This is a genomic window from Vibrio sp. R-1, assembly GCF_035615595.1.
Taxonomy (GTDB): Bacteria; Pseudomonadota; Gammaproteobacteria; order Enterobacterales; family Vibrionaceae; genus Vibrio; species Vibrio cholerae.
Genome location: NZ_WPDC01000046.1, coordinates 14,776 through 29,130 on the forward strand (window position 1 = coordinate 14,776; position 14,355 = coordinate 29,130).

Consider the following 14,355-nt stretch of genomic DNA (forward strand, 5'->3'; position numbering starts at 1 on the left):
GTGTTTAAGTCGGTTGATAGCCATGGTTTAACGATGTAATATCCCGCCTTTAAATAAATAATACAATAATAACCCTAGGTTTGATTTGTTATATTTTGCCCTTTGGGCTTGCTGGAGAAGATTGGTTCATAGAAACCATCTTTTCATATCTGTGTAAAATAAATGGGGAAATTTATGATGGAGAAGTTCGTTCAGACAGTCTCGAGTGTTAACTACAATAAAGGTGTGTTTTCTCTTTATTTCGTAGGTCAAGATCAAAAAAATATGGCGCACGGCGTTATGGCTGAAAGCGATAATGATCTTGAATTAAAGCAAGTTGTACATATGCCTGCATCCGGTTTTATGTACATGGTTTCTATGATCAAAAACATGTTAGAAGATCCTAGAATGGAAGCCGAATTTAATAAGCTTGTTGCTGCTGGATTTCTGCCAGCAGGTGATGCCACCGCAAATTCAGCAGAAGACGCCGCCGCGGAAGAGAAAACCGCAGCGAAGAAACGCCCTGCTCAGGTGAAAAAGTAACCGCGCATCGGTTGATACTGGGCACATGTCTATTACACATCAACCTGCAAATCTCACATTAGCGCAAATACAACAGATGATAGGTGGTGTGATGCTGCTCAGCCAGCATTCGCCGCTTCATCGTCGTTATGTGGTTGCAGAATGGCTGCAACGCATTCTGCCTGCGTTTGAGCTAAACCAGTTTTGCTATTACGAAGATGAGCATGGGCGTCCAATTGCCTTTTGTAATTGGGCGTTTGTCTCTGAGCAGATCCGAGATGAGCTGCTCTCTGGTGTGCGCGAAATATCTCCATCCGACTGGCGTTCGGGCCAGCAAATCTACATTCCAGAGATGATTGCTCCATTCGGGCATGGTCGCGAGGTCGTCAATGATCTTCGTCGTCGTGTATTTCTTCCGTGGCAGGGGCAGAAAGTCTGTACTGTCCGCGGCAAGGTGGATGCTCAAAATGACCGCTGTATCCGAAAGGTGCAGTGGTTTTCTATTTAATCCCTAAAAGAAGAGTTTGGCTTATGGGAAAACCATTTTGGAGAAGTGTTGAATACTTCTTCACAGGAAACTATTCCGCCGACGATGGAAACAACAACATTGTAGCCATTGGTTTTGGGGGACAAATTCATGCCTACGGCGGTGACGACCACGTCACTGTTGGATCGATTGGTGCAACGGTGTACACCGGTAGCGGCAACGATACGGTCGTGGGCGGCTCTGCCTATCTCAAAGTGGAAGATTCCACTGGCCACCTAACTGTAAAAGGCGCGGCTGGGTATGCAGACATTAATAAAAGTGGCGATGGCAATGTGTCATTCGCTGGTGCCGCCGGTGGTGTGTCGATTGACCATTTAGGTAATCATGGTGATATCAGTTACGGCGGTGCCGCGGCTTATAATGGCATTACCCGTAAAGGGTTGAGCGGCAATGTCACCTTTGCAGGCGCGGGGGGATACAATGCTCTCTGGCATGAAACCAACCAAGGGAACCTGTCTTTTACAGGAGCAGGCGCAGGTAATAAATTAGACCGTACTTGGTCTAACCGTTATCAAGGCTCGCATGGCGATGTGACCTTTGATGGTGCTGGTGCCGCGAACAGCATCAGTTCACGCGTTGAAACCGGTAACATCACCTTCCGTGGCGCAGGTGCGGATAACCATTTAGTCCGTAAAGGCAAAGTGGGCGATATTACTCTGCAAGGTGCTGGGGCTTCAAACCGCATTGAGCGGACACATCAGGCCGAAGATGTCTACACGCAAACCCGCGGCAATATTCGTTTTGAAGGTGTGGGTGGTTACAACAGTCTTTACTCTGATGTGGCTCATGGTGACATTCATTTCTCGGGTGGCGGTGCGTACAACACCATTATTCGTAAAGGTTCTGGAAATGACTTTGCGAAAGAAGGCATGACCAATGCTAAGGCTGATGAGATTGTATTAACTAAGGCCGTGATGAGTGGCTCATGGATAGGGCAAGATCATCATGTCACAGCGGTGAAATCGGCTAGCGAGCCTAATACATATCTTTTTGCTTTCGCAGACTCTACGTATACCAAAATTAACAAAGTACAGTTACGCAATGATCCTCAAACTGGAGAACTGAAATATTACTCTACGGCTTGGTATAAAGAGGGTAACCATCTAAGCAACTTAGCGAATCAAGACATTTCCGACAACGGTGGTTTCACAGCCGTTAATATCAATGGCGCCTACACGCTATCTGACCTCAAAGTTGAACATCAGCAATCCGTCACCGTTCATGCGGTTGAAAAAAGCCTGACTGAATATGAGTGGGTGACTTACGCCAATGGTGCGGTGATTGATGCGAAAGAGGTGTCATTGTCGGATGCCAAAATGGGCGGTCATGCGATTTATGCTGATGGCACTAAGGTGGATGTCAAAGCGGTAAAATCCAACCGCCAACCCAACACTTACATTTATGCCAAAGTGCTTGGGCCTTACACAAAAATTGTGGTGGTGGAACTGGCAAATGATCCCGAAACCGGGGCACTGAAATATCAAGCTCGCTCTTGGTATAAAGAAGGTGATCACACGGCCAATATAGCCAACCAAGATATTTCATCTGCAACTGGGTATAACCCAATGGGCAAAGGTGGCTACTCGCTCAGTGACTTGCACTACAGCGTAAACGCCGTTAGAAGTACCAGCGAAACCGTAGCGGATATCGAAGAATACACAGATCAAACGTTGTTTAAACCCGCAAACGATAGTGGTGAAAGCTCAGGTGATGTTCGTTTCAACGGTGCCGGTGGCGGTAACGTCATCAAATCAAACGTGACGCGTGGTAATGTGCATTTCAACGGTGGCGGTATTGCCAACGTGATTTTGCATAGCTCCCAATTTGGTAATACCGAATTTAACGGTGGTGGTGCGGCGAACGTCATTGTCAAAAGTGGCGAAGAAGGGGATCTCACCTTCCGCGGCGCAGGTTTGGCGAACGTCTTGGTACACCAAAGCCAACAAGGCAAGATGGATGTGTACGCGGGCGGTGCGGTAAACGTGTTGGTTCGCCTTGGCGATGGGCAATATCTCACGCATTTACTGGCTTACGGTAACATTTCAGTCCAAAAAGGCAGTGGTGATAGTCGCGTCGTGATGCTCGGTGGCTACAACACCCATACCCAAATCGGCTCTGGCAACGGATTATGGTTGGCCGCGGGCGGTTTCAACGTGATGACGCAAGTTGGCCAAGGTGATGTTGCTGCGGTACTCGCTGGCGGTGCAAACGTACTGACCAAAATGGGTGAGGGTGAACTCACGTCGGGTATGCTGGGTGGCGCGAACGTAATAACCCAAATCAGCAATGATGATCAATTATCGAATACCACGGCTGTGGCACTTGGCGGTGCAAATATTCTCACCAAAAAAGGCAAAGGGAATACCCTTGCGGTGATGGGTGGTGGCGCAAACGTGCTTACCCATGTTGGTGATGGCACCACAACGGGTGTCATGGTCGGCGGTGCGAACATTCTCACCAAAGTAGGTAACGGCGACACGACCGGCATTCTGCTTGGCGTTGGCAACGTGCTGACGCATGTGGGTGATGGCCAAACCCTTGGCGTAATGGGCGCGGCGGGTAACATCTTCACCAAAGTGGGTGATGGAACCTCTATTGCGGTCATGATTGGTGCTGGCAACATCTTTACTCATGTGGGAGAAGGGAATGCTTGGGCGCTGATGGGCGGCTTGGGTAACGTCTTTACCAAAGTAGGCAACGGTGATGCTCTCGCGTTAATGGTGGCCGAAGCCAACGTCTTCACTCACATTGGTGATGGCATGTCGGTGGCACTGATGTTAGCCAAAGGCAACGTTGCGACAAAAGTGGGTAATGGAACCACACTCGCTGCGATGGTTGGTAACGCCAATATCTTCACTCACGTAGGCAGTGGCAGCACGTTTGCGGCGATGATCGGCCAAGCCAATATCATGACCAAAGTGGGCAATGATCTCACGGCGGCGCTGATGGTCGGCAAAGCGAACATCATGACCCATGTTGGCGATGGTACCAGCCTAGGGCTGTTTGCTGGCGAAGTGAACGTGATGACTAAGGTTGGTAACGGCACCACGTTAGCGGCGATGTTCGGTAAAGCCAACATCATGACCCATGTCGGTGATGGCTTAACCGGTGTACTCGCACTGGGTGAAGCCAATATCGTTACCAAAGTGGGTGATGATTTCATGGGTGTGGTGGCCGCGGCCAAAGCCAACGTTGTGACTCATGTTGGTGATGCTACCACCGCAGCCGTATTGGCGGGTAAAGGCAATATCCTCACCAAGGTGGGTGAAGGTACAACCGTTGGTTTATTGATCTCCGATGTCGGCAATGTGATGACCCACGTTGGTGACGGTACCACCATTGGTATTGCCAAAGGTAAGGCCAACCTCATTACCAAAGTCGGTGATGGTTTAGGTGTTAATGTCGCTTGGGGGCAAGCCAACGTGTTTACCCAAGTGGGCGACGGTGATCGCTATAACTTTGCCAAAGGTGAAGCCAACCTCATCACCAAAGTGGGTGATGGCCAAGAACTCTCCGTGGTGCAAGGTGAAGCCAACATCATTACTCATGTGGGCAATGGCGACGACTACACCGGTGCTTGGGGTAAAGCGAACGTCATTACTAAAGTCGGTCATGGCCAAAACGTGGTGCTAGCCAAAGGTGAAGCCAATATTGTTACTCAAGTGGGTGATGGCGACAGCTTTAACGCACTTTGGAGCAAAGGCAACATAGTTACCAAAGTGGGCGATGGTATGCAGGTGACGGCGGCAAAAGGCCAAGCCAATATCACCACCACCGTGGGTAACGGTCTAAGTGTCACTGCTGCCTACGGCGATGCCAATATCAACACCAAAGTCGGTGATGGGGTATCCGTCAACGTCGCTTGGGGCAAATATAACATCAACACGAAAGTGGGTGATGGGCTCAATGTCGCTGTGATGAAGGGCAAAGCTAACGCCAATATTCACGTTGGGGACGGCCTCAACATCAATGCCTCCTACGCACAAAACAACGTCGCCATCAAAGTCGGTAACGGCGATTTCTACAGTTTAGCGGTGGCATCGAGCAATACCAGCAGCAACAAGCTCTCTGCCTTGTTTGATAACATCAAACAAACTGTACTCGGTGTCGGTGGCAGCCAAGCCATCAACTACTTAGTGCAAGGCGATGAAGCCTCCTCATCCGGCACGCATAAAGGTCGTGGTGCGATTGCTACACCTGAAATCACCAAACTGGATGGTTTCCAAATGGATGCCATTAAGGAAGTCAGTTCTGACCTCGGTGATAGTCTCACGGGCAGCGTGACTAAGGTTGATACTCCTGATCTCAACAAGATGCAGCATGCGCTCAATGTTGATGATTCTTCTGTTCAAGCTTCGAATTTGATTGTGAATGGTGATTTTGAGCTGGGCGAACATGGCTGGCAATCTACTCATGGGGTTGAAGCCTCTTATGCAGGCAGTGTGTATGGCGTAGAGGGGGAAGGTCACGGCGCACGTGTGACCGAGCTCGATACTTATACCAACACCAGTCTCTATCAAGATCTGGCTAATCTAGCGCAAGGTGAAGTCATTGCGGTGAGCTTTGATTTTGCAAAACGCGTGGGCCTCTCTAATAATGAAGGCATCGAAGTTCTTTGGAACGGTGAAGTGGTGTTCTCATCGTCGGGTGACGAGTCTGCTTGGCAGCAAAAAACCTTAAAGCTGACCGCGCAGGCTGGCAGTAACCGTATCGAATTCAAAGGCACAGGCCACAATGATGGACTGGGCTACATCCTAGATAATGTGGTGGCGACCTCAGAGTCATCGCAACAAGCCAATGCAATCCGTGAGCACGCAACGCAAAACCCAGCGGCGCAGAATGCTCTATCTGATAAAGAGCGTGCAGAAGCGGATCGCCAGCGTCTTGAACAAGAAAAGCAGAAACAGCTTGATGCTGTCGCAGGTTCACAAAGTCAGTTGGAGTCGACCGACCAACAAGCCTTAGAAAATAACGGTCAAGCTCAACGTGATGCGGTGCAAGAAGAATCAGAAGCTATCACGGCTGAGTTGACAAAACTGGCGCAAGGTCTCGATGTGCTTGATAGCCAAGCAACGCATACTGGCGAGTCAGGCGACCAATGGCGTAACGAATTTGCTAGCGGTCTGTTGGCTGGCGTTCAAACTCAACTCGACGATGCGAAGCAGCTCGCGAATGGCAAGATTGCAGAGGCGAAGCAGACGCACGCGGACAATCAAAATAAAGTCAAAGATGCGGTTGCGAAGTCTGAAGCGGGAGTCGCCAAAGGCGAGCAAAATCGAGCGGGAGCAGAGCAAGATATTGCTGATGCTCAAGCCGATGCTGAAAAACGTAAAGCTGATGCTTTAGCAAAAGGTAAGGATGCGCAACAAGCGGAATCTGATGCACATCATGCGGTAAATAACGCTCAATCACGCGGCGATCGTGATGTGCAAGTGGCGGAAAACAAAGCCAACCAAGCGCAAGCTGATGCTCAAGGTGCTAAACAAAACGAAGGTGATCGTCCTGATCGTCAAGGCGTGACTGGTAGTGGCCTTTCGGGTAACGCTCATAGCGTGGAAGGCGCTGGCGAAACAGACAGTCATGTCAAAACCGACAGCCAAACCAACGCCGATGGCCGATTCAGTGAAGGTTTGACCGAACAAGAGCAAGAAGCGCTAGAAGGTGCGACCAACGCAGTGAACCGTTTGCAAATTAACGCAGGTATTCGAGCGAAAAACAGCGGTAGCACAATCACAACAATGTTCACTGAAGCAAACACCGACAGCATTGTGGTGCCAACGACGAAGCCTCAGGATGTGGTTCGAAAAGAGATCCGCATTTCAGGGGTGAACTTAGAAGGGCTTGGTGAAGCTTCGCATGACTCTGCTGTATCGCTTGTGGCTGCTCGCGCTGAAAAAGTGGCGAATCTTTATCGTTGGTTGGATAGCGATCATCCTCGGGCAACCGAACAGTATATTCCTGTACCTGGTTTTGAACGCGTCGATGTCAATGTGTCTGATGAAACTAAGCAACGTTTGACCCAATTCGTTAGTGGGTACATCGAGCATACAGATAACCAAGTACCGAAGGATCAAGCGCAAGCGCTAGCGACCTTGTTCGTTGAAGCCACACTCAATTATGATTGGGATAAACGGGTTGAGTTTCTCACCAAGCTTGAGATCTACGGTTATAGCTTTGAAGCGCCACATGGAGAGAATAGTCTCGTTTCTTTTTGGTCGGGCAGAAACTTTAAGGAATACCGAAACGTCCTTGATAACGCCCAACCGGATGGCAAAAAAGTGGTTTATGACATTGATGTTCAAGGAAATGCCTTCGCTATCAAGTTGAATAAGCAGTTGATGCGTTGGGGGGATATGTTCCTTGATTTAGATAATGCAGATCAGAACCACTTGCAATCATCGATTGAGGCAGCGGCTTATAGCAATACTGGTTTCTGGAGTTCAGTCTATGCAACAGGCGCGAAAGACGATGTTTATGTTATCGCTGAAGGTGGAATGCGGCTTGGAAACTATTTCTGGAACGTTGAACTGCCTTTACTACGTCAATTGCAACGTGAAGGACTGGTCGGTGAAATACGCCTACTTGATAAGCCTGTTTCAGAATACAAAGATGTGCCAGTCAACGAGATTGGGCACAAACTTACCGATGCTGGTGTCGGTGTTAAAGTCCGTTTTGATGCACTAAGTGCAGAGCAACAAGCAGAGCTTTTGGCGATAAATCCAAAAGGTTACAAGGCTGATTCTCTGGTAGAACTCGATGTGAAATTAAGCGCTATTGACAGCATGCTGCGTGACGCCTTGCCATTTTACTCACTGCGTACCGAACGAAATCTACTGGTGCAGGAAGGAGATGAAGGCTTCAAAGTACGTGCATGGCCGGGAAGTGATGGCAAGAGTAAGACCATTGTTCTGGATAATCCGGAAGATGCTACTCAACAAAAAACCATCGAACGCTTCATTTTAGCTAATTTCCAGAATTTCGAACAAATGCCTGATGAGCTCTTCTTAGTGGATAACAAAGTGATCTCACATGATAAAGGCATTACTCATATTTTGGCGCAAAAAGTCGATGGCGCTTGGCAATACAACGCCAAAGTGGAGCTGATGTCAGTCACTGAGCTACTGGATGCGGCGAATGTAACGGGTAAGATCCGCGGTGAAAGCTATCAGCAAGTGATAGACGCATTGGCTGATTACCACGCCAGCATCACTGAGCACGCAGATTATGAACCGGAGTCCGTGGAAAAACTGCTCAACTTGCGTAAAAAAATTGAAGGCTATGTACTCGGACACCCAGACTCAGGTCGTGTTGAAGCGATGAATTCACTGTTAAATCAGGTGAATACGCGTTTAGATGAAGTTTCACTGCTGTCAGTTGCTGAGCAAACTATCCAAGCGCAAGACAGTTTCAGCCGACTATATGACCAGCTAGAAGCCGCTAACTTGAAAGAGAGTAAGCACCTTTATCTGGATCAAAATGGTGACTTTGTTACCAAAGGCAAAGGTAATCTTGCCAATATCGATCTGCTAGGTAGCCGCGAAGCTGTGCTTGAAAAAGTGAAGTTAACAGTAAGTAACGAGTACGGTCAAACCGTTGCGGATACAATTTTTGCTGGATTATCAGCCAAAGATCTTGCCAAAGACGGTAAGGGGATTGATATCGCTGGCCTTAAAAAAGTGCATTTAGCGATTGAACAACACTTATCACCCGTCAGTGCAACACTCTTTCTTTGGAAGCCGAGTGATCATAGTGCCCTTGGACATGCCGCGCTGCAAATTGGTCAGGGCCGTAATCAAATCAACACATATCAAGCACTAGCATATAACCAGAGTAATTATGTTAGCTGGTGGCCAATGGGGAGTAAGTCATCGAGTTTAAATCATCTATTTGATGTGTCATCAGAAGCTATGCCAGATCTTAAACTGCGCTGGAAAGATTTTAGTCAACCCGCCGCGCAGGGGGAATCTTTAGCGTTTGATATGCAGTCGGAAGAAAATGATGATTTCGGGTTAAAAAGCGCTGAGGATAAATTGAAGGATTTTATCAAGCAGGTGGCTTCAGCTTCTGGGGTTGATGAAAAATTCAAAGATATCTCAGAAGCGTTTACCATGATGGCATTAATGAATCCAGATATTTTGGAATCGGCCAATATTCCTGAGCATATTTCTAAACCGTTTGTTGACCAATGGAATGACACTAGCTACGACATGCAAGATGTAGCGCAGCGCTTTTCGAAAGAGCTGCAAGAACAAGCGAAAGTCGCGGTTAACTCGGAACAAATGGAACAGCAGATATCGGAAGTCGTGCGACGGTTTGCACAGGATGAGCTGGACAAAATTCAAACTTTTAAAGAGATGCAGGCTGACCAAGGTCGAGTATTCCGCATTAACCTCGAAGGTCTCGATGTAGCGGCAATGCAAGCTGAATGGCATCGTCTTAGCAATGATTCGGATGCTCGCTATCAATTGCTGAACAAAAACTGCTCAAGTATAGTCGCGAAGGTTTTGAAAGCGGGTGGGGCAGATAAACTGATTGGGCACACATGGCGACCTAAGTTTGGTGTATGGACACCGACAGAGTTGTTTAACTTTGCTCAAGATTTGCAAGAAGCTCAATTGGTAAGCCATACCAAGAAAGACAAGCAACATATTGATACAGACTCTCTCCAATCAACGGATCGCGTTTTAGAAAGCCTCGGCGAAAGTAAGCAAACAACGCTCGATTTATCATCGGTGTTGACTAAAGATGAACTGAAAAATGAAGCGAAAGTTTTTGCTAAGCCTATTGGCGAGTCTTATCAAAAGATCCTAGACCAATTGGATTTACTGCATGCCACGCAAGGTGATAAGCAGCTAGAAGCAGGATTAAGACTGAATAACTTAGTTGATGAGTATGTATCAAGCCATGAAAAATCAGGCCGTAATACCGCTTTGCTGAGCCTCAAAAACCGCGTAACGGAAAGTCTTTATTCTAACGTTGCGCAAGAATCGAGAGTCGAGATCGCAAAATTGTCTGCTGATCGCATTGATTTAGCGGTAGATCTATTGCATCGATTGCGCTCTAGCACCAATGAGGTGTCTTCTGTTGTCGATATTAAATCTCTTGCTGATGGAACAAAATATAGTAGTCCAGAGAGTTTAACTGTGATTTCTAAGCAAGAGGCTCCTTTTAATAAAGATCTGCAAGAGCAACAACTAATACAAGGAAGAGTGACTGGCGAAGCGGTACTTAACAACGTACAACTGTCGGATGACGAGATAAAAGGAATTAAATGGTATACCAGTGAAGGCTTCCAATATGTGAATGAAGCTTTAAGGAAAGAAGAGAAGCTGGCCTATTTTGTCAAAGACAATGCCGTTAACGCTGTCAAAGGTTTAAGTAAGCTTGAGACATTTGAAGGCACTGTTTATAGAGCTTTTATGCCCGGAGTAAGCTTGAACGATCTTGCTTCACATGTGACTCCTGGCCAGTTGTTTAGCGATCAAGGCTTTACTTCTACATCAACCAGTACTGAATTAGCTAAAAGTTTCCGAGGTGGGAAAGGTACAGTTATTCTGACCATTCTTGATGCTAAAGGAACTAACGTTGCTGGGCTTGCGCAGTTAAATCAAGCGGAAGTCTTACTCAAGCCAGGTGCGCATATCCGTATTGAAGCGGTGAAAGAGACAGATCAAAATTTACACATCGTTGCAAAGTACACCGAAGAGTTCCGTGCAGGTGAAACGATACGTAATTTATTTGATGGTAAAACGATTGGTATAGCCATTAATCAAAGCACTTCAACGATTAATGAAAGTGTGATTACTTCGTTTGATCACGATGAAATTACCGCAATGCTAAAAAATAAGCCCTTATTTGAAGAAAATAAATTGGGTGTAGGTCAGCAAGTTCAAAACCGTAATGTTCAAAACTGGTACACGGCTGATGTTACGGTCATTGATGGTGGTGAAACCCGCTTCGACGGTCAAATTATCGTGCAAATGGAGAACGATGATGTTGTTGCAAAAGCGGCTGCGAACCTTGCGGGTAAGCATCCAGAAAGCAGTGTGGTGGTGCAGCTCGATTCAGACGGCAACTATCGCGTGGTGTATGGCGATCCGTCAAAACTGGATGGAAAGCTACGTTGGCAGTTGGTGGGGCATGGTCGCGACCACTCAGAAAGTAACAATACTCGCTTAAGTGGTTACAGTGCCGATGAGTTGGCCGTGAAATTGGCCAAGTTCCAACAGTCGTTTAATCAAGCCGAAAACATCAACAACAAACCGGATCACATCAGTATTGTTGGTTGTTCTTTGGTGAGTGACGACAAGCAAAAAGGCTTTGGTCATCAGTTTATTAACGCGATGGATGCGAATGGTCTTCGTGTCGATGTCTCTGTTCGTAGTTCTGAACTGGCCGTAGACGAGGCGGGACGTAAGCATACCAAGGACGCGAATGGAGATTGGGTTCAAAAGGCAGAAAACAACAAAGTTTCGCTAAGCTGGGACGCGCAAGGTGAAGTTGTTGCCAAGGATGAACGTATTCGCAATGGTATTGCGGAAGGCGACATCGATCTCTCTCGTATTGGTGTCAACAATGTCGATGAACCTGCTCGTGGCGCGATCGGTGACAATAGTGACGTGTTTGATGCGCCAGAAAAACGCAAACCAGAAACGGAAGTGATTGCCAATTTTAGCAGCAGTAATCAACTCAGCTACTCAGGTAACATTCAAGTTAACGTGGGCGAAGGGGAGTTTACGGCGGTGAACTGGGGGACATCGAATGTGGGCATTAAAGTCGGTACTGGTGGCTTTAAATCGCTGGCCTTTGGTGACAATAACGTTATGGTTCATATCGGTGACGGTGAAAGCAAACACAGTGTTGATATCGGTGGCTATCAAGCACTGGAAGGTGCGCAAATGTTCCTCGGTAACCGTAATGTGAGCTTTAATTTCGGACACAGTAATGATCTGATCCTAATGATGGATAAGTCGATCCCAACTCCACCACTCGTCAATCCATTCGACGGTGCCGCGCGTATTTCTGGTGTGCTGCAAAGTATTGCTACGTCTGGAGAGGGAGAAGATTGGCTTGCCGCTCAAGAACAGCAATGGACACTGTCTGGCGCGAAGAAGTTCGTCAAAGATATGTCTGGTTTGGATCAAAGTAGCAGTGTGGATTACACCACATTAGTTGAATTGGATTCACAAAATGAACGTGATAGCCGTGGCCTGAAGCACGATGCAGAAGCGACACTGAATAAGCAATACAATCAGTGGCTAAGCGGTAACGGTAATAGTGGCACGAGTCAGCTCAGCCGCGCTGATAAGCTTCGTCAAGCCAATGAAAAGCTGGCATTTAACTTTGCCGTAGGTGGACAAGGGGCGGATATTCAAGTCACGACGGGTAACTGGAACTTTATGTTCGGCGATAACATTCAGTCGATTTTGGATACCAACTTAGGTTCACTGTTTGGTCTCATGACGCAGCAGTTCACCGCAACGGGACAAGCAAAAACCACCTTCACTTATACGCCACAAGATTTGCCGCGCCAGCTCAAGAATAAGCTACTCGGCCAGTTATCAGGAGTAGGGGCTGAAACGACATTGGCGGATATTTTTGGTGTGGATTACACCGCGTCAGGTCAAATTGTTTCGCGTAATGGTCAAGCTGTCGATGGAGTGGCGATTCTCAAAGAGATGCTGGAAGTCATCGGTGAGTTCAGCGGAGATCAACTGCAGGCTTTTGTCGATCCAGCTAAGTTGCTAGATAGCCTGAAAGCGGGTATCGACATGGGAGCGGATGGCATTAAGTCTTTTGCTGAAACTCATGGGCTGAAAGAGAAAGCGCCTGAAGAGGAAAAGGAAAATTCTTCGGTTTCTGTTAATGGTGCTAACGTGAACAGTGCGCAAGGTGCGACTGTGGCTGATGGCAATACTGAAACAGCAGAAACACAAGATCGTGCCTTTGGCTTTAACTCGCTTAACCTGCCTAACGTGTTTGCGACTATTTTCAGCCAAGATAAGCAGAAGGAAATGAAGTCACTGGTGGAGAATCTTAAACAGAATCTCACCGCCGATCTGCTGAATATGAAGGAGAAAACGTTTGATTTCCTTCGTAATAGTGGCCATCTCCAAGGAGATGGTGATATCAACATCTCCCTAGGAAACTACAACTTCAACTGGGGTGGTGATGGTAAAGATCTCGGTGCGTATCTCGGAGATAACAACAACTTCTGGGGCGGACGAGGCGATGATGTGTTCTACGCAACAGGCACGTCAAACATCTTCACGGGTGGAGAAGGCAACGACATGGGCGTTCTGATGGGGCGTGAAAACATGATGTTTGGTGGTGATGGCAACGACACGGCAGTGGTTGCTGGACGCATTAACCATGTATTCCTTGGTGCTGGTGACGACCAGTCGTTTGTCTTTGGCGAAGGTGGTGAAATTGATACAGGGTCAGGCCGTGACTATGTGGTGACTTCTGGCAACTTCAACCGTGTGGATACGGGAGATGATCAAGACTACTCCGTTACGATTGGCAACAATAACCAAGTGGAACTCGGAGCAGGTAATGACTTTGCCAATGTCTTTGGTAACCATAACCGTATCAATGCCGGTGCGGGTAACGATGTGGTGAAACTGATGGGTTACCATGCCGTGCTAAACGGTGGTGATGGAGATGATCATCTGATTGCAGCGGCCATCTCTAAGTTCAGCCAGTTCAACGGTGGTGAAGGCCGTGATCTGATGGTACTTGGTGGTTATCAAAATACTTTCAAAGGTGGCACGGATGTGGACAGCTTTGTGGTGAGTGGTGATGTTATCGACAACCTTGTGGAAGACATTCGCAGCGAAGATAACATTGTCTTCAATGGTATCGATTGGCAGAAACTGTGGTTCGAACGCAGCGGGTATGACCTGAAGTTGTCGATTTTACGTGATCCGTCTAACGACAGTGACCAATCGAAGTTTGAGCATATTGGTTCGGTGACATTCAGTGATTACTTTAATGGTAACCGCGCTCAAGTGGTTATCGGAATGAGTGAGAAAGACCTTTCGGGTGAACGTGAATACACCATGTTATCGGATAGTGCGATTGACGCTCTGGTTCAAGCGATGAGTGGTTTTGAACCGCAAGTGGGTGACAATGGCTTTATCGACATAGAGAGTAAATCTCAAGCCGCGATCAGCATGGCGTGGTCAGACGTGGTTCACAAAAAAGGATTGATGGTGTAATCGCGTAGCCCAAATTTAAGCAGCAAAAACAAGCTGACAAAATATCCAAGAACTCCGCCTTAGTGTGGAGTTCTTTTTTAGCGAAGC

At 47.4% G+C, this 14,355-nt stretch carries 3 protein-coding genes; all 3 read left to right on the top strand.

What is annotated here, in order from left to right:
* Positions 1 to 174 precede the first annotated feature (174 nt).
* From GOU96_RS11050 to rtxA, 3 genes are read left to right on the top strand one after another with little or no spacing between them, the layout of a single operon-like run.
* The gene (locus GOU96_RS11050; protein ID WP_001906284.1) at positions 175 to 522 is read left to right on the top strand and encodes a hypothetical protein; all 348 of its coding nucleotides are present in this window, start codon (positions 175 to 177) and stop codon (positions 520 to 522) included.
* Positions 523 to 547: 25 nt separating this feature from the next.
* The gene (gene rtxC / locus GOU96_RS11055) at positions 548 to 1,009 is read left to right on the top strand and encodes an RTX toxin-activating lysine-acyltransferase RtxC (protein ID WP_001881196.1); all 462 of its coding nucleotides are present in this window, start codon (positions 548 to 550) and stop codon (positions 1,007 to 1,009) included.
* Between the two features lie 23 nt (positions 1,010 to 1,032).
* Complete coding sequence (gene rtxA, locus GOU96_RS11060) at positions 1,033 to 14,268, top strand: MARTX multifunctional-autoprocessing repeats-in-toxin holotoxin RtxA (RefSeq protein ID WP_267781896.1); 13,236 nt, start codon at positions 1,033 to 1,035, stop codon at positions 14,266 to 14,268.
* The last annotated feature ends 87 nt before the right edge of the window (positions 14,269 to 14,355 follow it).

Coding starts and splice junctions, on each gene's coding strand:
- GOU96_RS11050 (WP_001906284.1), top strand. CDS start 175: ATGATGGAGAAGTTCGTTCAGACAGTCTCGAGTGTTAACTACAATAAA.
- rtxC (WP_001881196.1), top strand. CDS start 548: ATGTCTATTACACATCAACCTGCAAATCTCACATTAGCGCAAATACAA.
- rtxA (WP_267781896.1), top strand. CDS start 1,033: ATGGGAAAACCATTTTGGAGAAGTGTTGAATACTTCTTCACAGGAAAC.